Origin of the sequence: Bacteroides sp. MSSM.1001136sp1_RTP21357st2_D2_RTP21359_211015 (assembly GCF_040913205.1) — a bacterium.
GTDB lineage: Bacteria > Bacteroidota > Bacteroidia > Bacteroidales > Bacteroidaceae > Bacteroides > Bacteroides ovatus.
The window spans coordinates 275,650-299,202 of record NZ_JBDFVF010000001.1; the positions used below are offsets into that span (position 1 = coordinate 275,650).

General features: G+C 46.0%; 18 protein-coding genes. 12 read left to right on the top strand and 6 right to left on the bottom strand.

Annotated features, from left to right (window positions below):
- Positions 1–60: 60 nt before the first annotated feature.
- Both AB5217_RS01155 and AB5217_RS01160 read right to left on the bottom strand, forming a co-directional pair.
- The gene (locus AB5217_RS01155; RefSeq protein WP_004295735.1) at positions 61–864 is read right to left on the bottom strand and encodes a hypothetical protein; all 804 of its coding nucleotides are present in this window, start codon (positions 862–864) and stop codon (positions 61–63) included.
- Positions 845–1,648 carry a metallophosphoesterase family protein gene (locus tag AB5217_RS01160; protein WP_032843592.1) on the bottom strand — a complete coding sequence of 268 codons (804 nt, stop codon included), beginning with the start codon at positions 1,646–1,648 and terminating at the stop codon, positions 845–847. Before AB5217_RS01160 ends, AB5217_RS01155 begins: the two co-directional genes overlap by 20 nt.
- A gap of 268 nt (positions 1,649–1,916) precedes the next feature.
- On the opposite strand from AB5217_RS01160, the gene AB5217_RS01165 reads away from it, so the two are divergent.
- The 3 genes from AB5217_RS01165 to AB5217_RS01175 are packed head-to-tail and all read left to right on the top strand — an operon-like array spanning position 1,917 to position 7,261.
- Positions 1,917–4,226 carry an ABC transporter permease gene (locus AB5217_RS01165; protein WP_032843590.1) on the top strand — a complete coding sequence of 770 codons (2,310 nt, stop codon included), beginning with the start codon at positions 1,917–1,919 and terminating at the stop codon, positions 4,224–4,226.
- Positions 4,227–4,249: 23 nt separating this feature from the next.
- Entirely contained in the window at positions 4,250–4,924 is a 675-nt protein-coding gene (locus AB5217_RS01170; RefSeq protein WP_004303508.1) for an ABC transporter ATP-binding protein, read from the top strand.
- A gap of 18 nt (positions 4,925–4,942) precedes the next feature.
- Positions 4,943–7,261, top strand: coding sequence for an ABC transporter permease (locus tag AB5217_RS01175; RefSeq protein WP_032843556.1), 2,319 nt, complete (start codon positions 4,943–4,945; stop codon positions 7,259–7,261).
- 39 nt (positions 7,262–7,300) lie between these two features.
- On the opposite strand, the gene AB5217_RS01180 is transcribed toward AB5217_RS01175, so the two are convergent.
- The gene (locus AB5217_RS01180; protein WP_032843553.1) at positions 7,301–8,665 is read right to left on the bottom strand and encodes an MATE family efflux transporter; all 1,365 of its coding nucleotides are present in this window, start codon (positions 8,663–8,665) and stop codon (positions 7,301–7,303) included.
- Between the two features lie 150 nt (positions 8,666–8,815).
- Between AB5217_RS01180 and AB5217_RS01185 the strand changes: the two genes are divergently transcribed.
- The 3 genes from AB5217_RS01185 to AB5217_RS01195 all read left to right on the top strand — a co-directional run bounded on the left by AB5217_RS01185 (position 8,816) and on the right by AB5217_RS01195 (position 11,697).
- A complete protein-coding gene (locus tag AB5217_RS01185) occupies positions 8,816–9,463 on the top strand; it encodes an HAD family hydrolase (RefSeq protein WP_368112661.1) in 648 nt (215 codons plus the stop codon).
- A 245-nt stretch (positions 9,464–9,708) separates the two neighbouring features.
- A complete protein-coding gene (gene panB / locus AB5217_RS01190; protein ID WP_004295743.1) occupies positions 9,709–10,530 on the top strand; it encodes a 3-methyl-2-oxobutanoate hydroxymethyltransferase in 822 nt (273 codons plus the stop codon).
- Positions 10,531–10,539: 9 nt separating this feature from the next.
- Positions 10,540–11,697: an MFS transporter gene (locus AB5217_RS01195; RefSeq protein WP_004308817.1), complete on the top strand. Its 1,158-nt coding sequence runs from the start codon at positions 10,540–10,542 to the stop codon at positions 11,695–11,697.
- Between the two features lie 14 nt (positions 11,698–11,711).
- On the opposite strand, the gene AB5217_RS01200 is transcribed toward AB5217_RS01195, so the two are convergent.
- On the bottom strand, positions 11,712–13,931 hold the full coding sequence (locus tag AB5217_RS01200) for a RelA/SpoT family protein (RefSeq protein WP_004308819.1): 2,220 nt from the start codon (positions 13,929–13,931) through the stop codon (positions 11,712–11,714).
- Between the two features lie 106 nt (positions 13,932–14,037).
- On the opposite strand from AB5217_RS01200, the gene AB5217_RS01205 reads away from it, so the two are divergent.
- The 5 genes from AB5217_RS01205 (at position 14,038) to AB5217_RS01225 (ending at position 19,545) form a co-directional block, all read left to right on the top strand.
- Positions 14,038–15,555 carry a DUF4301 family protein gene (locus AB5217_RS01205; RefSeq protein WP_032843550.1) on the top strand — a complete coding sequence of 506 codons (1,518 nt, stop codon included), beginning with the start codon at positions 14,038–14,040 and terminating at the stop codon, positions 15,553–15,555.
- 101 nt (positions 15,556–15,656) lie between these two features.
- Positions 15,657–16,280, top strand: coding sequence for a chloramphenicol acetyltransferase (locus tag AB5217_RS01210; RefSeq protein ID WP_032843549.1), 624 nt, complete (start codon positions 15,657–15,659; stop codon positions 16,278–16,280).
- A gap of 33 nt (positions 16,281–16,313) precedes the next feature.
- Positions 16,314–17,708: an acyloxyacyl hydrolase gene (locus tag AB5217_RS01215; protein WP_004295748.1), complete on the top strand. Its 1,395-nt coding sequence runs from the start codon at positions 16,314–16,316 to the stop codon at positions 17,706–17,708.
- 24 nt (positions 17,709–17,732) lie between these two features.
- Entirely contained in the window at positions 17,733–18,296 is a 564-nt protein-coding gene (locus tag AB5217_RS01220; protein ID WP_004295749.1) for a Crp/Fnr family transcriptional regulator, read from the top strand.
- A gap of 97 nt (positions 18,297–18,393) precedes the next feature.
- Positions 18,394–19,545, top strand: coding sequence for an acyltransferase family protein (locus AB5217_RS01225; protein WP_004303469.1), 1,152 nt, complete (start codon positions 18,394–18,396; stop codon positions 19,543–19,545).
- Positions 19,546–19,697: 152 nt separating this feature from the next.
- On the opposite strand, the gene AB5217_RS01230 is transcribed toward AB5217_RS01225, so the two are convergent.
- Both AB5217_RS01230 and purT read right to left on the bottom strand, forming a co-directional pair.
- On the bottom strand, positions 19,698–20,168 hold the full coding sequence (locus tag AB5217_RS01230; RefSeq protein ID WP_004295751.1) for a GNAT family N-acetyltransferase: 471 nt from the start codon (positions 20,166–20,168) through the stop codon (positions 19,698–19,700).
- 21 nt (positions 20,169–20,189) lie between these two features.
- Complete coding sequence (gene purT, locus AB5217_RS01235; protein WP_032843589.1) at positions 20,190–21,356, bottom strand: formate-dependent phosphoribosylglycinamide formyltransferase; 1,167 nt, start codon at positions 21,354–21,356, stop codon at positions 20,190–20,192.
- A gap of 676 nt (positions 21,357–22,032) precedes the next feature.
- Here purT and atpD point away from each other — a divergent pair.
- Positions 22,033–23,553 (top strand): F0F1 ATP synthase subunit beta, encoded by a 1,521-nt coding sequence (gene atpD, locus AB5217_RS01240; RefSeq protein ID WP_032854745.1) that lies wholly within the window; start codon positions 22,033–22,035, stop codon positions 23,551–23,553.

Genomic DNA, 23,553 nt, shown 5'->3' on the forward strand with positions numbered 1-23,553 from the left:
AGGATGTGATAATTCAAGAATCGTAATTCAAAATTGATTTTATCCCCCTTGTATCTCCAATCATAACCACTGGAACTTCAATCCGAATGATAAACTAAGGTAGTCACGTGGACGGAGATAACTATTGTTTACCGCACTAATCACATAAAGGTCACACGTACTTATTTCATAGAAAAAGGTTACAGACTTGGCCATAAATCTACGTTGCGGGTCAATGTCATAGGTCAGGCGTTGTCCCATAAAGACATGGAAACGCACTTTGCTTGAGAAACCATAATACCCTTTCGGATAACGTTCCGGTTCGTTCACCCAGAACTGATTTCCAAATACGGTATTCACATAAAGACCACAGGCAAGAGGCTCTGTCGAGAATCCTTTTCCAATATTAATGCTCCAGGGCATATAGTTCTGCTTGAGCGTCATGGTCACTTTTGCTTTCTTCGAAGAATATTTCGGAATGAATCCGAGCAATACATCCGTTTCCCACTGATTACGTTTTCCATAATCCCATCCTGTACCGAAAGAGAGCAATCCCATATTTCCGGCATATTGTATTTTGGAATGAGTCGGGATAATCCGTTCCCAGTTTCTGCGGAAACGGTGAACCCGATTATCGTAGCGGGTATGTTTGGTGTGCTTCGGTGTGGCAGGCAACACGGAGTCCGCTTTGATAATGGTGAATGAAGACTCCCCGTTACGAAAGGTGATAATTGAATCATCCTTGATGATAAAACGGAGCGAATCATCCTTGTAGTTGTTGATGATTGTATCCCTCTTGCAGGTAGCAGACATCAGACCGGGAAGCAGGAGAAGCACGGACAGTACTCCCGCGCGTAAGATATAATTAGTATTTAACCAGCTCATATTCGTATTTTTCCGGAGTTATTGTAAATACCAGATAAGTACGGTAATCCATACAATCACTGGTAACATAATGTATTCCATCATCAAAAATCATATCGTCCTGATGGTGATGGGTATGGGCGGCCGTGCAGAACTGTATTCCTGCATACTGTTTGACATAGTGTTGGAATACTTTTGCCACATTATCATTGAACACATCCGTATAGGGACGCGCGTGCATACAAATGACCGTTTTTTCAAACTCATCCCGCCTGTTCGTTATCTCATTTTCCATAAAGGTAAAGTCCGGTACAGGTTCGGAGTAATCATACTCCAAAGCGTTGGTATTCAGGCAGACAAACTTCACATCTCCTGCGATGAAAGAGAAGTTTGTGGGGCCGAATACAGCCTTGTAGGTTTCCGCTCCCGTTCCCAGACAGTCATGATTTCCGATCAGAGCCACATAAGGCACATGAAGTCCGTTCATGATATCCCTTTGCCAAAGAAATTCCTTAGTCAGTCCGAAGTCACTCATATCCCCTCCGTGGATAACGAAGTCAATATCATTTCGTTGATTGATTGCTTTTACAAAATCTTCCGTTTCGTCATACCATCGTTGTGAGTCGCCCATTGTCACGAACCGTATCGTAGTTTTACCCTGGCAATTTGCTTCTATTCTTTCCATATTGTGGGCGTTGACCTCTGTTTCTCCGCTGATGCGGACGTCATACGGATGATAGTCTATCATACCGCATCCCGAAAGGAACAGGCACGAAAACAGTGCATATAAATTCTTCCTCTTCATCATTACTTTAATAGTTTAGAAAACTAGATGCAAAGATAAAGTTTTCTATCGGGATGGACAATCTCCCCATGGATAATAGAGACTGTTGGAACAATTTAAAGGAGAAATGGAATAGTCTCCCGGTTGTCTAAAAATTAGACGGTACTGTCTAATTTTTAGACAATATTCAGAAAGGTTGAAATGATAAACACTTGATAATGAATTGTTATTCTTTTTTGGCATGCTTTCTGCATTCTTGAAAATAGAAAAAACAGAAATAAAATATAATATGAAACAAATCTATTATGTGATCCGTACTTTATTGCGGGGGCATGGTTCCAACGTTATCAAAATCCTCTCTTTGGCGTTGGGGCTGACGATGAGCATCCTGTTGTTTGCCCGCGTGGCTTTCGAACAGAGCTTTGACAAATGCTTCAAAGATTATGATAACCTGTATCAGATCTTCTCCGTCTTTTCCGCCAATGGCCAAACCTTTGAGCCGCAGGAAATGAACTGCGGACCGGTGGCGGGTGCCATACAGGAGAACTTTCCTAAAGAAGTGGAAGCAGCCACCAGCTATTGTGTCTGGATGAGTGCCCCTCTTTATTATGGAAGTGTCCGTTTTGAAGCTAACAAAGTGACAGCCGATTCACTATTCTTTCAAACTATGGGTATCGATGTTTTGAGCGGTGTTCCGGAAAAAGAACTGATGCAGAAAGATGTTGTCTTTCTTAGTGACCGGTTGGCGCGTAAGATGTTCGACCAAGAAAACCCGATAGGCAAAGTAATCTCCTATAATAAAGAAATAGAACTGACAGTGAAAGGCACGTACGCCGACATACCTGAAAATGCTACCGTCAGACCGGATGCAGTGATTTCTCTGCCTACCGTATGGAGCCGTGGATGGGGAAACTACTCCTGGAGAGGAGGCGATAGCTGGATCGCATTTATCCGTTTTCGTCCCGGAGCAGACAAATCCGTGGTGAATGCACGGTTGAATGACCTGATAAAGAAATATCGTCCTGCGGAAGACCAGAAAGTGGTAGGTTATACCGCTTTTGTAAAGCCGATCCGTGATGTATACAGGGAAGAACCGGACGTGAAGCGGATGCGGAACATCATGTCTATCTTGGGAATAATCATCCTTTTCATCGCTACTTTGAACTACGTACTGATCTCCATTTCTTCACTCTCATACCGCGCCAAAGCCATCGGCGTACATAAGTGTAGCGGTGCAGGCAGCGGCAAAATTCTGGGAATGTTCCTATTGGAAACAGCTATCATTATTCTCTTCGCCTTGCTATTGATGGGATTAATCTTACTGAACTTCCGCGACTTTATAGAAGACACAACCGCCGTTGAACTCGGAGCCCTGTTCTCTTTAGACCGTCTTTGGGTACCCCTGCTGACGGTAGCTATCCTGTTCCTGATAGGAGGAGCACTGCCCGGACGCATCTTTGCCAGAATCCCCGTTTCACAAGTCTTCCGCCGCTACACAGAAGGAAAGAAAGGCTGGAAATGCCCGCTATTATTCGTGCAGTTTGCTGGCGTAGCTTTCATCTGCGGATTGATGTATGTGGTGATGCTGCAATACTACTATGTCTTGAACAAAGACCTGGGATACAATCCGAAGCGCGTTGTCGTAGCCAATACTGATTTCGGCAATAAAGAAAACCAGGACTATGCCCTGACTTTCTTCCGTGGCCTGCCTTATGTAGAGTCCGTGTCCAGTGCCGATTCCCATCCCGTCTATAGTTATAGTGGAACGATGATTCAGGATGAAAGTGGACAATCACTTTTCTCCTCCCGTTTTTGCGAAATGATGGAAGACTATCCAAAGATGATGGGTATGGTGATGAAGGAGGGGCGTATGCCACGGAATGAAAACGAAGTAGCCATCAATGAAACATACGGCGAATGGATGCACTGGGGAACAGAGCTATTGAACCGTACTGTCTATAATTCAGGCTACGTATGTAAAGTAGTGGGAGTGATTAAAGACTTCCGGATCGGTAATTTCACCAACCCGCAAGCACCCTTCATCCTGATGAGTACCAAGAATTTCGGAAACTGTGTTCATGTCCGGCTGAAAGAACCTTTTGCAGAGAACCTTCAGAAACTGAATAAAGTATCGGCAGACGCTTTCCCCGATAAAACGGTCGATTTCCGTTCGATGGAGCAGATGATAAAAGAGAGTTATAACTCCATCCGCGTTTTCAGCAATGCTACCATACTGGCGGCGGTTACCATGTTCTTTGTGATGATGATGGGATTGATAGGCTACACAACCGATGAAGTCCGCCGCCGTTCCAAAGAGATTGCCATACGTAAAGTCAATGGTGCCGAAGCCTCCGGCATTCTGGAAATGCTGGTGAAAGATGTGCTTTATGTAGCCGTTGCAGCCGTTGTGATCGGTGTGGCGGCATCATGGTACGTCAATGATATGTGGATGGATATGTTTGCCGAGCACGTGCCTGTCAGTTGGGCGGCGTATGTACTGATAGCGATTGTAAATCTTCTCGTTATCGTAGTCTGCGTACTTTGGAAATCGTGGCGGATTGCCAATGAAAATCCGGTGAATAGCCTTAAAAGTGAATAATTAAAAACATAAATAAAAAGAGTATGATTGAAATAAACAACATCAGTAAAGTATTCCGTACTTCCGAAGTAGAGACAGTTGCCTTGAATCACGTAAACCTTGAAGTAAAAGAGGGAGAGTTTGTAGCCATTATGGGCCCCTCCGGTTGTGGTAAATCCACTTTGTTGAATATTCTGGGTTTGCTCGATAACCCCACCGAAGGTTCCTACCGCTTGATGGGTGAAGAAGTGGGCGGATTGAAAGAGAAAGAACGTACCCATGTGCGTAAGGGCAAACTCGGATTCGTATTCCAGAGCTTTAACCTGATCGACGAGCTGAATGTTTACGAGAATGTAGAACTTCCTCTGACATACCTGGGCTTTAAAGCATCCGAACGCCGCCGCATGGTAGAAGACATTCTGAAACGGATGAACATCAGCCATCGTGCCAAACACTTTCCGCAACAACTTTCCGGTGGTCAGCAACAACGTGTCGCCATTGCCCGTGCCGTAGTGACCAATCCGAAACTGATTCTCGCCGATGAGCCGACCGGTAACCTCGATTCAAAGAATGGGGCAGAAGTGATGAACCTGTTGACCGAACTGAATAAAGAAGGAACAACCATCATCATGGTGACACACTCACAACATGACGCATCCTTTGCCCATCGTACAGTTCATTTGTTCGACGGCAGCGTGGTAGCCAGTGTGATAGCATAAACCAGATCAGAAGCAAGTATGAGACAAATCTATTATAGCATACGTACATTACTGCATGAGCGTACTTTGAATATCGTAAGAGTGCTCTCCCTTTCTTTAGGACTAACAGTTGGCATCTTGCTTTTCTCGCAAATAGCTTTTGAGATGAGCTATGAGAAATGTTACCCGGAAGCGGAGAATCTGATAATGGCGAGAATAGCGGCACAGAATATGACGACCGGCGAAGTGCAGGGTGATGACGGAATGAATTATGACTATACCGTCTGTGATCCGGTAGCTTTTACCCTGGCGCAGGATATGCCTGAAGAAATAGAATCAGCCACCTGTGTACTTCCTTTCCAGTTTTATCATATTTATAAGGAAGACAAACTGCTGTCAAAAGCAAATTACATGATGGTCGACACCTGTTTCTTTGAAACGATGGGTATACCCGTACTAAAAGGGAACGCGAAAGATCTCATCATCTCGAATAGCATATTTGTATCAGAACATTTTGCCCGTGAAACATTCGGTAGCGCAGCCCCTATTGGGAAAACCCTTTCGGCCGACAAGCAGTTGGAGCTCACAATTCGCGGCGTCTATAAAGACATACCCGAAAATTCGATGCTCTCCCGTGACTTTGTGATTACCATCCACCGCGATGGTCGCTATGCGAGTGGTAACGGTTGGAATGGGAATGATATCTTTTATGCCTTTGCACGCTTGCGTCATGCGTCGGATATAGACAAGGTGAACAGCAAAACTCAACAAGTAATGGCAAAATACAGCCCCTTGCAATGGGATGACTGGAAGTTGGAATACAGCGTTGTTCCTCTTTCGAAACGCCATCTGGATTCTGCCGATACCCAGAAACGTTTGATGATATTCGGCTTCCTCGGCTTTTCAGTGTTTTTTGTAGCCATCATGAATTATATGTTGATTTCAATAGCCACTATCAGTCGTCGTGCAAAAAGCGTAGGAGTGCATAAATGCAGTGGAGCCAGTTCCGGAAACATCTTTGGCATGTTTCTGGCAGAAACCGGAGTATTGGTTCTACTATCCGTCCTGTTTAGCTTCCTGTTGATAATCAACATGGGCGAATTGATCGAAGACCTGTTGGGAACCAGCCTTGCCTCACTGTTTGCCTGGGACATCATTTGGATACCCTTGCTCACTGTAGTAGTCCTTTTCCTCCTGGCAGGAGGCATACCGGGAAAACTGTTCTCACGTATTCCCGTCACGCAGGTATTCCGGCACTATACGGATGGAAAAAGAGGATGGAAACGTTCATTACTATTTGTCCAGTTCACGGGTACCTCCTTTGTACTCGGACTATTGCTGGTTACCCTGTTACAATATTCTTACCTGATGAATGGAGATATGGGAATCAAGATTCCGGGACTGGTAGAAGCCGAAACCTGGATGTCCGGCGAAACAGTAGAACATGTAAAAGACGAGTTGCTCCGCCAACCGATGGTGGACGGGGTATCGGCATCCACACACAGCGTACTGGGAGAATATTGGACACGTGGATTGATTGGTAACGACGGCAAACGCATTGCCACCCTTAATTTCAATATGTGCGACTATGATTATCCGAATGTGATGGGAATCAGAATAACAGAAGGCACTACCATCAAGAAAAAAGGCGATCTATTGGTAAATAAAGAACTCGTTCGTTTGATGAAATGGACCGATGGTGCCGTAGGAAAATCAGTGAGTGGGGTAGAAGGTACCATCGTGGGAGTGTTTGATGATATTCGTAATAGAAGTTTCTATTCCAGTCAGTCTCCTATCGTATTGATTGCCGATAAAGAATCGGCCAATCACACCATCAATGTTCGTCTAAAAGAACCCTATGACGAGAACCTGAAACGCTTGAACGAATGTGTGGCAAAAACATTCCCGAATGTAGCCCTGAATTTCAATTCAGTAGACAGCATGATTCGCGAAGGCTATAAGAGCGTATACCGTTTCCGTAACGCAGTCTGGATTTCGTCCTGCTTCATCCTGCTTATTGTCATCACGGGATTGATTGGCTATGTGAATGGAGAAACTCAACGCCGCAGCAAGGAAATAGCCATACGCAAAGTGAATGGGGCAGAGTCCTCCGGCATCCTGAAACTATTGATATACGACATTCTGAATATCTCCGTAATCTCTGTGCTGATAGGTACTGCCGCTTCCTATTTTACAGGCCAAATATGGTTGGAACAGTTTAGCGAACGAATTGATATGGATCTGTTACTTTTTATAGGAATAGCCCTGCTGGTACTATTGGTTATCGTGGCTTGCGTGGTAGTGAAAGCCTGGCACGTTGCCAATGAAAACCCCGTAAAGAGCATCAAAGCAGAATAAAGAATAAAAACCAACAGGCGGAGTAAAGCAGTTAATGCTTTATTCCGCTACCGTTTCCGGATGTTGTTTAGACACTTTCTTAATGTAAATCATCAGACTGACAACCGCCGTAATAAACGCCAATGCATCCGATACCGGCATACTAATCCAGATACCTTCCAATCCCCACCAGTTGGGAAAGAGCAGCAAGCAAGGCAAAAGATAAAGCAACTGTCGCGTCAGCGAAAGGAAAATACTTATTTTAGCCTTCCCGATACTTTGGAAGAAGTTACCAATCACAATCTGCGCCCCTACAAACGGGAACATCAATACAGCCAGCCGGATACCGTCTACGGCCAAATCAATCAATTCATCGCTATCCGTGAAAAGAGCCGATACGGCATGAGGGAAGAACTCGCAGATAATAAACCCGCTACTGGTAATCACGACCCCGGAGATAATCCCCAGTCGCAATGTCTGTTTCACACGGTCTATCTTCTGTGCTCCGAAGTTATACCCCACAATAGGCTGCATACCCATCGTCAGACCTAACACAATCATCACATAAAGCGTCAGCAAACGGTTAATAATCCCATAAGCACCAATCGCCATATCGCCCCCGTAATTTTGCAGACTGTTATTGATGATAATCACAATGGCACACGCACACACATTCATCAGGAAAGGAGACATACCGATGGCGAAGATACTCTCCACAATCCTCCGTTTCATCTTCCAGATATTCCCCTCAAAATGCACCGTACTGTCTTTCTTGACAAAATGGCTCACCACCCACACCATACCGATCAACTGTGAAATCACCGTTGCCGTAGCAGCTCCCCTCATTCCCCATTCAAAGTGGAAAATAAAGATAGGAGCGAGGATAATGTTCGCTACCACCGTCACCATCGAAGTCAACATCGCCTTTTTCGGGTATCCGGTAGCACGCATCACGTTGTTCAACCCAATCATCGTATAAGTGATAGGAGTACCCAATAAGATCACCTGCATAAAGCTCCGCGCATAAGGAAGCGTCTCTCTACTGGCCCCGAAGAAAACCAATATATCATCCAGGAAGATGAAAGACAAAATACCAAAGAAGAACGAATTAGTGATACAGAGCATCAACGTGTGTGACAAGATTTCCGTAGCCCCCTTCATGTCCTTTTGCCCCAGACGGATAGACGCCAGCGTAGAACCGCCCGCCGATACCAATGTACAGAAAGCCACCACCAGATTCATCAGCGGAAAGCTGATGGCTAGTCCGGCAATCGCCATTGGGCCTACACCATGTCCGATGAAGATACTATCAATAATATTATAGATAGAAGTAATCGTCATTCCGATAATTGCAGGAATGGAATATTGTAACAGCAATTTGCCGATACTTTCTTTGCCTAAGATATGTGGGTCGTTCTTGCTCATGCGCTAGTAGATTTTGTTGGATAAAAACGTATGTTACGTTTTTTTTAGCTTTGCAAAGGTACGAATTATTTGCCTGATTCGATGATTATTCGGAACTTTGCAACGACGGATACACAAGGTTTAACGTTTAGGTAAAAAGAAAGTTTATATATGAATACAACGAAAACGATTGCGGCACTCTTCGATTTTGATGGTGTCATTATGGATACAGAAACGCAGTACACAGTCTTCTGGGACGAGCAGGGACGGAAATATCTGAATGAAGAAGATTTCGGCCGCCGTATTAAGGGACAGACATTATTGCAAATCTATGAAAAGTATTTCTCGGACCAACCCGAAGCCCAGCTTGAAATAAGCGCCGAACTCTACGTTTACGGGCAAAAGATGTCCTACGAATACATCCCCGGAGTAGAAGCCTTTATAGCCGATCTTCGCCGTAACGGTGCAAAGATAGCCGTAGTCACCAGCTCCAACGAAGAGAAGATGGCTAACGTCTACAATGCCCACCCCGAATTTAAAGGAATGGTAGACCGCATCCTGACCGGAGAGATGTTTGCCCGTTCCAAACCGGCTCCCGACTGCTTCCTGCTCGGGATGGAAATCTTTGAAGCCACCCCCGAAAACACCTACGTCTTTGAAGATTCTTTCCACGGCCTGCAAGCCGGAATGACTTCCGGGGCAACAGTGATCGGACTTGCCACCACCAATACACGTGAAGCCATCACTGGCAAAGCACATTATATAATAGACGACTTCACCGGCATGACCTACGACAAGCTCCTGATCCTGCATCGTTAAGAGAAAGAATAAATCCGAAACGCATTATTGCACTTGATAAATCGCTTCCTTATATTGTTAAGGAGCTTTTATTATACCTCACAGAATCCTTCCAACCGCCTCCCCAGCTATCCAAGCGAGGTGTTTGAAAGGATTTTTTGCATTTCCTTCTCTGTTATGAATTAAATGTTATAACTTTGCCGCGATTTTTGAAGGCGCTTGACGTCGTTTTAATTTTTAATCATTAATTTTTAATTTAAAAAGACATGGCTGGTTATATATCAGATGACTCAAGAAAGGTGACTACTCATCGCCTGGTTGAAATGAAACAGAGAGGTGAAAAAATATCTATGCTGACTGCTTATGATTACACAATGGCACAGATTGTAGACGGTGCGGGAATGGACGTAATCCTGGTAGGCGACTCCGCTTCCAATGTAATGGCAGGTAATGTGACAACACTTCCTATCACACTCGACCAAATGATCTATCATGCCAAATCCGTGGTACGCGGCGTGAAACGTGCGATGGTAGTGGTTGATATGCCTTTCGGATCCTATCAGGGCAACGAGATGGAAGGACTTGCTTCTGCCATCCGTATCATGAAAGAAAGCCACGCTGACGCTTTGAAGCTCGAAGGTGGTGAAGAAATCATAGACACGGTGAGACGCATCGTATGTGCTGGCATTCCGGTAATGGGACATCTGGGACTCATGCCTCAATCCATCAATAAATACGGCACCTATACCGTGCGTGCCAAAGACGACGCCGAAGCCGAAAAACTGATTCGCGACGCCCATCTATTAGAAGAAGCAGGCTGTTTTGCCATTGTACTCGAAAAGATTCCCGCAACCCTTGCCGAACGCGTAGCATCCGAACTGACCATACCTATTATCGGTATCGGTGCCGGTGGCCACGTAGACGGTCAAGTATTGGTGATTCAGGACATGCTTGGCATGAACAACGGATTCCGTCCGCGTTTCTTGCGTCGTTATGCTGACTTGTACACGGTGATGACCGATGCCATCAGCCGTTACGTTTCTGACGTGAAGAATTGCTACTTCCCCAACGAGAAGGAACAATATTAAATATAGTATATGGCAGTTAAATTGTGGACAGTTCATTTTATGCGGATATGTGTAGCTAATTTGCTGTTGTTTATATCCTTGTATGTGTTATTTCCGGTGCTTTCCGTAGAGATGGCCGACCGTCTCGGAGTGCCGGCTGCACAGACAGGAGTAATCTTTCTCTTTTTCACCTTGGGGATGTTCCTCATCGGTCCTTTCCATGCCTATCTGGTAGATGCATACAAGCGTAAGTACGTCTGTATGTTTGCTGCTGCCCTGATGGTAGTGGCGACCATCGGATACGCCTTTGTTACCAACCTCACAGAACTGATTCTGTTGGGCACCGTGCAAGGGCTTGCCTTTGGCATAGGCACAACAGCCGGCATCACATTGGCCATCGACATCACCAACTCCACACTGCGCAGTGCGGGAAACGTCAGTTTCTCCTGGATGGCACGTATGGGAATGATCGCAGGCATTATCCTCGGAGTATGGCTTTATCAAAGCCAATCCTTCCAAACCCTGCTCACTGTATCTGTCATAACCGGAGCTGTCGGAATCCTCATGTTATCAGGAGTCTACGTACCTTTCCGTGCGCCGATTGTCACCAAACTCTATTCCTTCGACCGCTTCCTATTGCTTCGTGGATGGGTTCCTGCCATCAATCTGATCCTGATAACCTTCATTCCGGGACTGCTGGTTCCCATGGTACACCCTTTCCTAAACGATTTCGTACTCGGAAACACAGGAATCCCCGTACCGTTCTTTGTAGGAACAGCCCTCGGATACATCGTTTCCCTGTTCTTTGCACGTCTGTTTTTCCTGAAAGAGAAAACACTGCGACTGGTCATTATAGGACTCGGATTGGAAATCGTAGCCATGTCCCTACTGAATACAGACATCTCCATAGGCATTTCCTCCGTACTCTTAGGACTGGGCTTAGGCTTTATCCTGCCGGAATTTCTGGTGATGTTCGTAAAGCTATCCCACCATTGCCAACGCGGAACAGCCAACACCACCCATCTGCTGGCAACCGAAATCGGCATTTCCCTGGGAATCGCTACCGCCTGCTACATGGAATTGGATACAGATAAGATGCTACATACCGGACAGATAGTAGCATCCATTGCTTTACTCTTCTTTGCATTGATTACCTATCCTTATTATATAAAGAAGAAAGTAAGATAGGAGAGTAGCCGGAATTAATTCCGGCTAACTTGTTTTACTCCCTTTATAGTACGTAATTTCTTGATAAGAGCCTCCAAACGTCCCGTATCACCCACCATGACCGTCAGTGTTCCGGAGAACAAACCGTCGTTCGAGTCAATACCGATGGAGCGCAGCGTGATACCATTCTCTTTGGATATAATAGAAGTGATATTAGTCACGATACCAATATCATCATGCCCTACAACCCGCAGCGTGATAGGATATTGCGTACCTACCGATTTCCCCGCCCAACGAGCCTTCACAATACGATAACCGAAACGTTCGCGCATCTGATTGGCATTCGGACAGTCCGCCCGGTGTATCTTGATACCACCGCTTACCGTAACGAAACCAAACACATCATCCCCGTAAATCGGATTACAACATTTAGCCAACTTGAATTCCAACCCTTTCAGATTCTGATCGATTACCAGAACATCTTCCTTAGACGTCGTTTCCTCTTGTTGCGCAGCCTGCAAGTTATACCCTTCGGCACTGCGATACACAATTTCATCGTGCGTATCACTGTCCCGCTTCTGTTGCTCCACATACTTATCCAGAATCTCGTTAACGTCCAGTCCACCGTCGGCAATCCGCTGATAAAACTCCGTCACATTCTTGAAGCCCAAACGCTTGATGAGGCGCATCATGGTCGCTTCATCATATTCCAACTTACGATTCTTGAATTTCCGTTCCAGCGTCTCCTTGGCAAAAGCGTGCTGGCGTGCCACCATCTCTTTGAGAGCCTGCCTTATCTTGGTGCGCGCTTTGGAAGTCGTCACGATGTTCAGCCAGTCCTGCTTCGGCGTCTGGGTGTTTGAAGTCATGATCTCCACTTGGTCGCCGCTGTTCAGTTTCTGTTTGAGCTGCACATTCTTGCCGTTCACTTTCGCGCCGATACACTTGCATCCCAACTTACTATGGATATGGAAAGCAAAATCCAATACCGTAGCCCCTTTGGCGAGCTTGAACAAATCCCCCTTGGGCGTGAAGACAAACACTTCATCCTCGTAGAGATCCATCTTAAACTGATCCATCACTTTCAGTGAATCGTTGTCTGCATTCTCCAACGCCTCCCGCACAGAAGTCAACCACTCGTCCAGACCCGTTTCACCCTTGATACCTTTATATCTCCAGTGAGCAGCCAATCCGCGTTCCGCGATCTCGTCCATGCGGCGGGTACGTATCTGCACTTCCACCCATTTCCCTTCCGGGCCCATCACAGTGATGTGCAACGACTCGTAACCATTGCTTTTCGGGATAGAGAGCCAGTCGCGCAGACGCTTCGGGTTCGGCTGGTACATATCCGTAACAATCGAATAAACCTGCCAGCATTCCTGCTTCTCCTTAGCCGGGTCCGGCTCCGAATCGAGGATGATACGGATGGCGAACAAGTCATAAATCCCCTCAAAAGACGTTTTCTGCTTCTGAATCTTGTTCCATATCGAATGAATCGACTTGGTACGCCCCTTGATGTCGAACTTCAATCCTGCTTCCGACACCTTCCTCTGGATCGGTTCGATAAAAGCAGCGATATACTTGTCGCGGGACGCCTTCGTCTCGTTCAGCTTATCCTTGATAAAATAGTACGTTTCCTTCTGCGTATATTTGAGAGACAAATCTTCCAGTTCCGATTTCAGCTTGTACAATCCCAGCTTATGTGCCAGCGGAGCATACAGGTAAGCAGCCTCGTTCGCCACTTTGAGCCGGTCCTCCTCGTTGCCCGTGTCCTTGATTTGGCGCATCACATTCACACGATCCGCAATCATAATCAGGATTACACGCATATCCTCCGCAAAAGAAAGCAGCAGATTACGGAAGTTTTCCGACTCGATAGCCGGACTCTTCGCATACAGCTCGTTCGTTTTCACCAATCCCTTGATGATACTTGCTACGTCATCCCCATATTCGGCGTTCACCTCGTCGATAGACAATACATGCCCCTTCACGATTTCGTGCAACATGATACCGATCAGGCACGAACCTTTCATACCGATTTCCTCGGCAACGATCACTGCCGTTTGTAAATCTCTGATGACGGGATTCATCCCGAAGTTATTGCGTTGCAGACCGTTACACTGGGCCGCTTTGATAAGATGTCTCTTTAACTTTAGGCAATCCTTCCAGGAAATGCTATCTCCTGCAGATTGCAACAAATGCCGGTAGAGTGAAAAAAGCTCCTTTTTTTCCTCTGATGTAAAAAAGTCGTCCATATTCAATCTTGTTAATTCGATGTAAAATTAGTTTTTTTCCCGGTTATTCGGCAAGAAGTAAATAACATTTTGTATTTTTGGGCATCAATTAATAAAATTAGATATTATGATAACGACACAGGACAAAGAGTTGCTTGCCAAGAAAGGCATCACGGAAGAGCAAATTGTAGAACAATTAGCATGCTTCCAGACGGGTTTCCCCTTTTTGAAGCTGGATGCGGCAGCCTCCATCGGAAAGGGAATATTAGCTCCCGATGCAGAAGAACAGAAGGCTTATTTGGCCGCCTGGGATGCATATACCAACACAGATAAGACTGTTGTGAAGTTCGTGCCCGCCTCCGGTGCAGCGAGTCGTATGTTCAAGAACCTGTTCGAGTTCCTGTCTGCCGACTATGACCGACCGACTACCAAGTTCGAACAGACATTCTTCGACGGAATCAAGAATTTTGCTTTCTATGATGACCTGAATGTAGCCTGCCAGCGTATCGACGGAAAAGATATTCCCGGACTGATCGAAGACGGCAACTATAAAGCAGTGGTATCCGCCCTGCTCGAAACAGCCGGACTGAATTACGGCGCACTACCGAAAGGTCTGCTCAAATTCCATAAGTATCCCGAAGGTTCACGCACGCCGATGGAAGAACATCTCGCCGAAGGAGCCTTGTATGCTGCCGGAAAGAGCGGTAAAGTAAACGTGCACTTCACGGTATCTACCGAACACCGTGAACTCTTCAAGAAGCTGGTAGCCGAAAAGGTAGACGAATTTTCCAAACGCTATGGAGTAGACTATTACATCACCTTCTCCGAACAAAAGCCGAGTACCGACACGATTGCCGCCGACATGGACAACCAACCTTTCCGTGACAACGGCAAACTGCTGTTCCGTCCCGGTGGCCACGGCGCACTGATCGAGAACCTGAACGACCTCGATGCAGACATTATCTTCATCAAGAACATCGACAACGTAGTGCCCGACAGACTGAAAGCCGACACCGTTACTTATAAGAAACTGATTGCCGGAGTGCTCGTGACTTTGCAAGAACAAGTATTCGAATACCTTACCCTGCTCGACAGCGGTAAATACACCCACGACCAGATGATGGAAATGCTTCAATTCCTGCAAAAGAAACTCTTCTGCAAGAATCCGGAGACGAAAGACCTCGAAGATTCCGTACTCGCCATCTACCTGAAAAACAAGTTCAACCGCCCGATGCGCGTCTGCGGAATGGTGAAGAACGTAGGCGAACCCGGTGGCGGCCCGTTCCTTGCTTACAACAGCGACGGAACCATCTCCCTGCAAATCCTCGAAAGCTCACAGATCGACATGGACGATCCGGAAAAGAAAGAAATGTTCGAGAAAGGCACACACTTCAATCCGGTAGACCTCGTATGCGCCGTGCGCGATTATAAAGGACATAAGTTCGACCTGGTGAAGTATGTAGATAAAGCAACAGGCTTCATCTCCTACAAATCGAAGAACGGCAAAGACCTGAAAGCTCTCGAACTTCCCGGCTTGTGGAACGGAGCGATGAGCGACTGGAATACCGTCTTTGTAGAAGTGCCACTTTCCACTTTCAACCCGGTAAAAACAGTGAACGACTTGTTGCGTGAGCAACATCAGTAAAGAGTCTGAATTTAGAAACGCAGATTACCGCAAAGGAAATAGGCTAAATCTGCGATAATTTGCGTTAATCTGCGTTTCTCAAATAAAAAAGAGTGTTTAGAATGAATCAGATAGAGAAGATCATCGATATTGCTACTTGGAACAGAAGAGAACATTACGAACATTTCAGTGCTTTTGACGATCCGTTTTTCGGAGTGACCGTTCAGGTAGACTGTACGCGCGCATATCAGGAAGCCAAAACCAAAGGCATATCCTTTTCCCTGTTAGTCCTCCATCGGATAACGACTGCCGCTGCTGCGGTAGAAGAATTCCGTTATCGCATCGAAGGCGATAAGGTGGTGTGCTATGACAGCCTTCTGCCCGAAGCCACCGTAGGCCGTGACGACCATACCTTTTCTTTTGCCACCTTTGAATATGATCCGAACGAACTTGTCTTTATCCGCCGGGCAAAAGCCGAAATGGAACGTTTGCAAGCCACTACGGGACTCAACAAAGGAGGCACTTTCCATCCCAATGCCATTCATTATTCGGCAGTGCCGTGGCTCTCATTCACCGACATGAAGCACCCCACCAATATGCGTTCGGGCGACAGCGTTCCCAAAATCTCCACCGGAAAGTACTTCCGTGACGGAGAAAGACTGATGATGCCCGTTTCCGTAACCTGCCATCATGGGTTGATGGACGGCTATCATGTGGCACAGTTTATTGAGAAGCTCCATTTGTAACTTCCGTTCTGAAAAGACAAACCAGACTATTATATGAGAGTAAAGATACCCAGATGGGAAATCGCCGTAATCTGTTCCGCTTTGCTTTTCCCCGGCACTTCGCTTAGTGCGCAGGAGGTAGGGCAGGAAGAGAAAGAGGTGAAGGAAATGCGGCAAGACGTAGAACAGCTCCAGCAGGACGTCCGCCAACTTCGTGAAGAAGTGCGGAGATTGCAGGAAGAAATTCATGGCTTCCGGCACAACAGCTTCCCGCAATGCGGAGCCGACACCGTAGCTCCCTACGTTCCCCACCATTTCATTCACCGGTTGGGGATAGAGGCGCGGCCGCAATACGTGTTCCCCACCAATCCTTTCCTGCAAGGCGAGAACGAACGGTGGAAACCCATCCAGAGTTCATTTGCCGCTCATCTGAAATACTCTTTCAAGTTTCGTCCCAACACCTGTGCCGACCGCATCTATGGCGGAGCTTATCAAGGTTTCGGCTTGGCTTTCACCACCTTTGGCGACAAAAAGCAACTGGGTGATCCGATGACGTTCTATGTCTTTCAAGGTGCACGCATTGCCCGTTTCAATCCCCGCCTTTCGCTCAATTACGAGTGGAATTTCGGTATTTCTGCCGGATGGAAACCTTATGACAACGATTACAACTCCTACAACGGAGCCGTAGGCTCACGGGTGAATGCCTACCTCAATGCGGGTATCTACCTTAACTGGTCGCTTTCCCGTTATTTCGACTTTATCATCGGCGGAGACTTCACGCATTTCTCCAACGGCAACACCAAGTTTCCCAATGCAGGTGTCAACACCACCGGAGCGAAAATCGGACTGGTGTACAACTTCAACCGGGAAGAAGCCGACCTCACTAAATCATTGGTTCATCCCTACGTTCCCCGTTTTCCGCGACACGTCAGTTATGACCTTGTGTTGTTCGGCTCGTGGCGTCGCAAAGGCGTCTATGTAGGCGAGAAGCAGATTGCATCACCGGGCAGCTATCCCGTAGCGGGATTCAACTTTGCTCCGATGTACAATCTCAACTATAAGCTGCGTTTCGGAGTTTCGCTGGACGGTGTTTATGACGGTAGTGCTAATGTGTACACCGAAGATGCGCTGGTGGAGTACGATGCAGGCAGTGGTTCCTCCCGTCGTAAATTTCTCGTGCCGGGCATTCAGAATCAGCTTGCGCTCGGACTTTCCGGACGGGCAGAATACGTGATGCCGTTTTTTACCATCGGTGTCGGCTTGGGAACGAATGTGCTGGGGCGTGGCGATTTGCGCGGACTGTATCAGGTCTTTGCGTTGAAGATCAACGTCACCCGGAGTTCATTCCTTCACATCGGCTACAATCTTCAGGATTTCCAGACCCCTAATTATCTGATGCTCGGTCTTGGTTTCCGTTTTAATAATAAATATCCTAAAGTACGTCATTAACCCCCAATACGCCATTACCCCCAAATGGAAAATATCATTCGTAAAATCAGGCAAATCTATCCGGTTTCCGACGAAGCACTTCAAGCGCTTCAGGCGAATATGGAATTAAGGTATTATCCCAAAGATACCCGTATCGTTCAGGCAGGCGTCACAGATCGCCTGGTATATTTCATTGAAGAGGGCATCGCCCGTTCCGTATTCCACCACAACGGAGAGGACACCACTACGTGGTTCAGTCAGGAGGGCGATGTCACGTTCGGCATGGATTCGCTCTACTATCAGCAACCATCGGTAGAAAGCGTTGAAACGCTTTCCGATTGCAAAATCTACGTCATCCACATCGACAAGCTGAATGCCCTCTACGAAACATATATCGACATAGCCAACTGGGGAAGAATCCTGCATCAGAATGTGAATAAGGAGCTTAGCCACATGTTTGTGGAGCGCCTCCAACTTTCGCCTAAAGAACGCTACGAACAGTTCAACCGTCGCTATCCCGGATTGATAAACCGAGTGAAGCTGAAATATGTGGCTGCTTTTCTGGGCATTTCCATCTATACCCTTAGTCGGGTACGTGCTAAAAAATAGCGATTAGCAGGGCTTTTTTGCTTTAGAGCAAAGAAACTTCGTAGCGCAAACCGTATCTTTGCCTTCTGAAAATACTAACTTACTAATAGAAAAACAAATGTCGAACATTTCTGCTTCAGCTTTTTCAGACACCAAGGCGCATTATGATCTTCTTGACGGACTTCGCGGTGTGGCGGCTCTTATGGTGATATGGTATCACGTATTCGAGGGCTTCGCTTTTGCCAGTAATAGTGCTATTGAAACTCTGAATCACGGATATTTAGCCGTGGATTTCTTTTTTATCCTTTCGGGTTTTGTGATCGGTTATGCTTACGACGACCGTTGGGGTAAAAGTCTCACCATGAAAGATTTCTTTAAACGCCGATTGATACGTCTTCATCCGATGGTCATTATGGGTGCCGTTCTCGGTGCTATCACGTTCTGTATTCAGGGGAGTGTGCAATGGGACGGGACGCACGTAGCTATCTCCATGATAATGTTGTCTCTGCTTTGTACGATCTTCTTCATTCCTGCCATGCCGGGTGTTGGGTACGAAGTTCGTGGCAACGGTGAGATGTTTCCGTTGAATGGTCCTTGCTGGTCATTGTTTTTTGAGTATATCGGCAATATCCTGTATGCGTTGTTCATTCGCCGCTTGTCCAACAAGGCACTGACGGTGTTTGTGGTGTTGCTGGGCGTAGCATTGGCGGCGTTTGCTGTTTTTAATGTCTCCACTTATGGAAACATAGGAGTGGGCTGGACGCTGGATGGGGTTAACTTTTTGGGCGGTTCCTTGCGTATGCTTTTCCCTTTTTCGTTGGGTATGCTTATGTCGCGCAATTTCAAGCCTATGAAGGTGAAAGGTGCATTTTGGATATGTACTATTGCGCTGATTGCCCTGTTCTCTGTTCCTTATCTGGAAGGGTTGGAGCCGCTTTGCATGAATGGTGTTTATGAAGCGTTTTGCGTGATTGTGGCTTTCCCTATCATTCTGTGGATAGGAGCGTCGGGCACCACCACGGACAAGCAATCGACAAAGATATGTAAGTTTTTGGGAGATATATCTTATCCGGTTTATGTGATACATTATCCGTTGATGTATCTGTTCTATGCATGGCTGATTGAGAATCAACTCTACACGTTAGGTGAAACCTGGCACGTAGCTTTGTGTGTCTTTATTTTGAGTATTATTCTTGCTTATCTGTGTTTGAAGCTGTATGATGAACCAATACGTAAATATTTGGCTAAACGTTTCTTGAGTAAGAAATGACGTTTTCATTTCATGAAGTTAAAAAGAAAAACTCCAGCTAATGTAACTTTATCCGTCACCATAGCTGGAGTTTTTCTTATATAAAATAAGACTTTCTTTATCTGCAAATGAGCTTTCTTCTATGTTTTCATCTTAGAAATGATTAGATGTGATTAACAGAGCTGCTTGCTCATCTTATAATTGGTGAGACACATTTGATTAGCTTTCCGCTTTTGCTCTTCATCGACCTGAAAACCTTGTTTTTCAAAAAATGGTTTTGCCGTGATGCTAACTTCTGATGTTAATCTTTTCGCACCTCTTTCTCGTGCATATGCTTCGAGATGCTTATACAAAGATGTTGCGACACCTTGATGCTGAAAGTCCTTGTGAACGAACAGCGTGTGCATATATCCGTCATCGTTTACAGAGCCAAAGCCTACAATCACGCCTTCTTCGTTTTCTGCAACCACATAATGTTGTTCTTCGAAAAGCTCATTCCAGTGTGACGTATCGTCTCCGCACGAAGCCCAATCTGCTACTTCTTCGGCTGTATAATCTTTTCGGTTCACAGTCAGAACTGTATGCTGATATAGCTCTTGCAGTGCTGGAATATCAGACAGGTTTACTTGGCGGATTTTATTCATCTTATCTCTGAATTTCTTGTATTAATGAACTTCTACTTTCTCTGCAATTCTCTTAGCCTTGTCGCGCAACGCATCCAAATCAGAATCAAGCGGAGCATAACAAAGTACCACACCCATACGGCGGTTGACACGTGTAAACGGTTTGCCGAAAATGCGGAGATAAGTATCTTCTTCTTTGGTCACTTCTTCTAGTCCGCGATATTGAGGACGTTCCTGGCTGGCAATCGGGGAAAGGATCACAGCGCTTGCGCCTATCCGTTCTTGTTTGATGCCGGGAATGGGCAGGCCGAGTACGGCACGCAGATGCAATTCAAACTCATTCAGGTTTTGTGTGCCCGCCAGTGTCACCATACCTGTGTCATGCGGACGAGGAGAGAGTTCGGAGAAATAGACTCCATTATCATGGCTTAGGAAGAACTCAACTCCCCAAAGTCCTGCACCTGTGAGGGCACGGGTTACTTTCTCCGCCATCTCTTCCGCTTCTTTCAAATGGGCGGGATCAATGTGTGCAGGCTGGAAACTTTCGCGGTAGTCGCCACCTTTCTGCACGTGTCCGATAGGAGGGCAGAAGAGGGTAGGGCCGTTCTTTTGGGTAACGGTGAGCAGGGTGATTTCGCTGTCGAACTTGATAAATTCTTCAATGATAAGTTCGCGAATATCGCCACGACTGCCGCTGCATCCGTATTCCCAGGCATGTTCGAGTTCGTCGGCACTCTTCACGAGCGATTGTCCTTTGCCGGAAGAAGACATCAATGGTTTAACGACACAAGGGAAACCGATTTTATCGGCAGCTTCTTTCAGTTCTTCCAGAGTTGTGGCATAGAAGTATTTGGCTGTTTTCAGTCCGAGTTCTTGGGCGGCAAGGTCGCGAATGGCTTTGCGGTTCATCGTGAAGTTCACGGCACGAGCGCTGGGAACTACCTGGATACCTTCTTTCTCGAAGTCGTATAAGCGTTCTGTACGGATGGCTTCAATCTCCGGAACGATGATGTCCGGGCGGTGTTTCTTCACCACGCGTTCCAGCTCTTCACCGTTCAGCATGTCGAATACTTCAAATTCATCGGCCACTTGCATAGCCGGTGCTCCTGCATAGGAGTCGCAAGCAATGATGTGCTGGCCTTTACGTTGAGCTGAAATTACAAATTCTTTTCCTAGTTCGCCAGAACCGAGTAACAGTATTTTCTTCATCATTTTGAGTGTTTTATATTAGTGGTGCAAAATTACAGCAAAAAAATGAGATAATAATTGTATGTGGCGTTATTATATTGCTCTTTTATGCAAATTGGGAACTTTATAAAGATGGATGTGAATCTTAATGCAAAAATGCGGAATATATAAGGAATAGAATAGATAGGAGAAAAACAGGAAATATGGCTTTAAACTTTCTTAAGGAAAACATGAAAATACGGACTTTTCTGTGTTCGAGCACAAAACTAGTTGTTTTTGCCACTATTTCTTGTTTTTGCTAATCCATTGATTTTTAACAAAGAGATAGGAAACTCGATGGGTTAATTTAGTTTATTGATAGATTATTGCCCCCAAACTTGTTTTGCTATTGATTTGTAGCAGAAATTTGCCTGAATTGGTCAATCTGTAGTCATTGTAGGTCTAATAAGTGTTATCGAACGACAAATTATGAAAAAGGAAGCACAACGACACGGAATTGTTTCTACATTTGCGCAGTTGTTTCTTTAACTATTTCTAAGGACAGAAGTTTATGAGATATAGAAAATAGTTGAACAAAAACTGAACTCAACTGTTTATTATAATAATGAAATAGGTAAAACGCGAAAAATGTGCATTCCTTTCATATTATAAAGTCAAAAAGGAGAGAAAAGAATAATATAAATAAAAGAGATTGCTTATGTCACAGATTATCGGACATATCTCGCAGGTGATCGGCCCTGTGGTCGATGTGTACTTTGAGGGTACGGATGCAGAATTGGTGCTGCCAAGCATCCACGACGCACTGGAGATAAAGAGGCCAAACGGCAAAATACTGGTTATAGAAGTTCAGCAACATATCGGCGAAAATACGGTGCGTACCGTAGCGATGGACAGTACTGACGGACTTCAGAGAGGCATGAAAGTGTATCCCACCGGAGGCCCGATCACGATGCCGATTGGCGAACAGATTAAAGGACGACTGATGAACGTAGTCGGTGATTCGATCGACGGTATGAAAGGACTCGACCGCAAAGGTGCATATTCCATTCATCGCGACCCCCCTAAGTTTGAGGATTTGACTACTGTGCAAGAGGTGCTCTTCACAGGTATCAAAGTGATCGACCTGCTCGAACCGTATGCCAAAGGTGGTAAAATCGGTTTGTTCGGCGGTGCCGGTGTAGGAAAGACTGTATTGATTCAGGAACTTATCAATAATATCGCCAAGAAACATAATGGATTCTCTGTATTTGCCGGAGTAGGTGAACGTACCCGTGAAGGTAACGACTTGCTGCGCGAAATGATTGAATCCGGTGTAATCCGTTACGGCGAAGCATTCAAAGAAGGAATGGAGAAAGGTCACTGGGATCTTTCGAAAGTGGATTATAACGAACTGGAGAAATCGCAAGTGTCTCTGATTTTCGGTCAGATGAACGAGCCTCCGGGCGCACGTGCCTCTGTGGCATTGTCCGGACTGACGGTGGCGGAATCTTTCCGCGACGCAGGAAAAGAAGGTGAGAAACGCGATATTCTGTTCTTTATTGATAATATCTTCCGTTTCACGCAAGCAGGTTCGGAAGTGTCCGCCCTTTTGGGACGTATGCCCTCCGCTGTTGGTTACCAGCCCACGTTGGCTACGGAAATGGGTGCGATGCAGGAACGTATCACGTCTACCCGCAAAGGTTCTATCACCTCCGTACAGGCGGTGTATGTGCCTGCCGATGACTTGACCGATCCGGCTCCTGCAACAACTTTCAGCCACTTGGACGCAACTACCGTGCTCGACCGTAAGATTACGGAGCTGGGTATTTATCCGGCGGTAGACCCGTTGGCTTCTACGTCACGTATCCTCGACCCGCACATTGTTGGCCAGGAACACTACGACGTAGCGCAGCAAGTGAAACAAATTCTGCAACGTAACAAGGAATTACAAGATATTATCTCCATCCTCGGTATGGAAGAACTCTCGGAAGAAGACAAGATGGTAGTGAACCGCGCCCGCCGTGTGCAGCGTTTCCTTTCACAACCGTTTGCCGTGGCTGAACAGTTTACGGGCGTTCCGGGTGTGATGGTGGGTATTGAAGACACCATCAAGGGATTCAAGATGATTCTGGAAGGAGAAGTGGATTATCTTCCCGAACAGGCTTTCTTGAATGTCGGAACCATTGAGGAGGCAATAGAGAAAGGTAAGAAATTGCTGGAACAGGCAGCAAAAAAATAA

Coding starts and splice junctions, on each gene's coding strand:
- AB5217_RS01195 (WP_004308817.1), top strand. CDS start 10,540: ATGGCAGTTAAATTGTGGACAGTTCATTTTATGCGGATATGTGTAGCT.
- AB5217_RS01175 (WP_032843556.1), top strand. CDS start 4,943: ATGAGACAAATCTATTATAGCATACGTACATTACTGCATGAGCGTACT.
- AB5217_RS01170 (WP_004303508.1), top strand. CDS start 4,250: ATGATTGAAATAAACAACATCAGTAAAGTATTCCGTACTTCCGAAGTA.
- AB5217_RS01155 (WP_004295735.1), bottom strand. CDS start 864: ATGAGCTGGTTAAATACTAATTATATCTTACGCGCGGGAGTACTGTCC.
- AB5217_RS01225 (WP_004303469.1), top strand. CDS start 18,394: ATGTCGAACATTTCTGCTTCAGCTTTTTCAGACACCAAGGCGCATTAT.
- AB5217_RS01160 (WP_032843592.1), bottom strand. CDS start 1,648: ATGAAGAGGAAGAATTTATATGCACTGTTTTCGTGCCTGTTCCTTTCG.
- atpD (WP_032854745.1), top strand. CDS start 22,033: ATGTCACAGATTATCGGACATATCTCGCAGGTGATCGGCCCTGTGGTC.
- AB5217_RS01165 (WP_032843590.1), top strand. CDS start 1,917: ATGAAACAAATCTATTATGTGATCCGTACTTTATTGCGGGGGCATGGT.
- AB5217_RS01220 (WP_004295749.1), top strand. CDS start 17,733: ATGGAAAATATCATTCGTAAAATCAGGCAAATCTATCCGGTTTCCGAC.
- AB5217_RS01205 (WP_032843550.1), top strand. CDS start 14,038: ATGATAACGACACAGGACAAAGAGTTGCTTGCCAAGAAAGGCATCACG.
- AB5217_RS01215 (WP_004295748.1), top strand. CDS start 16,314: ATGAGAGTAAAGATACCCAGATGGGAAATCGCCGTAATCTGTTCCGCT.
- AB5217_RS01230 (WP_004295751.1), bottom strand. CDS start 20,168: ATGAATAAAATCCGCCAAGTAAACCTGTCTGATATTCCAGCACTGCAA.
- panB (WP_004295743.1), top strand. CDS start 9,709: ATGGCTGGTTATATATCAGATGACTCAAGAAAGGTGACTACTCATCGC.
- AB5217_RS01180 (WP_032843553.1), bottom strand. CDS start 8,665: ATGAGCAAGAACGACCCACATATCTTAGGCAAAGAAAGTATCGGCAAA.
- AB5217_RS01210 (WP_032843549.1), top strand. CDS start 15,657: ATGAATCAGATAGAGAAGATCATCGATATTGCTACTTGGAACAGAAGA.
- purT (WP_032843589.1), bottom strand. CDS start 21,356: ATGAAGAAAATACTGTTACTCGGTTCTGGCGAACTAGGAAAAGAATTT.
- AB5217_RS01200 (WP_004308819.1), bottom strand. CDS start 13,931: ATGGACGACTTTTTTACATCAGAGGAAAAAAAGGAGCTTTTTTCACTC.
- AB5217_RS01185 (WP_368112661.1), top strand. CDS start 8,816: ATGAATACAACGAAAACGATTGCGGCACTCTTCGATTTTGATGGTGTC.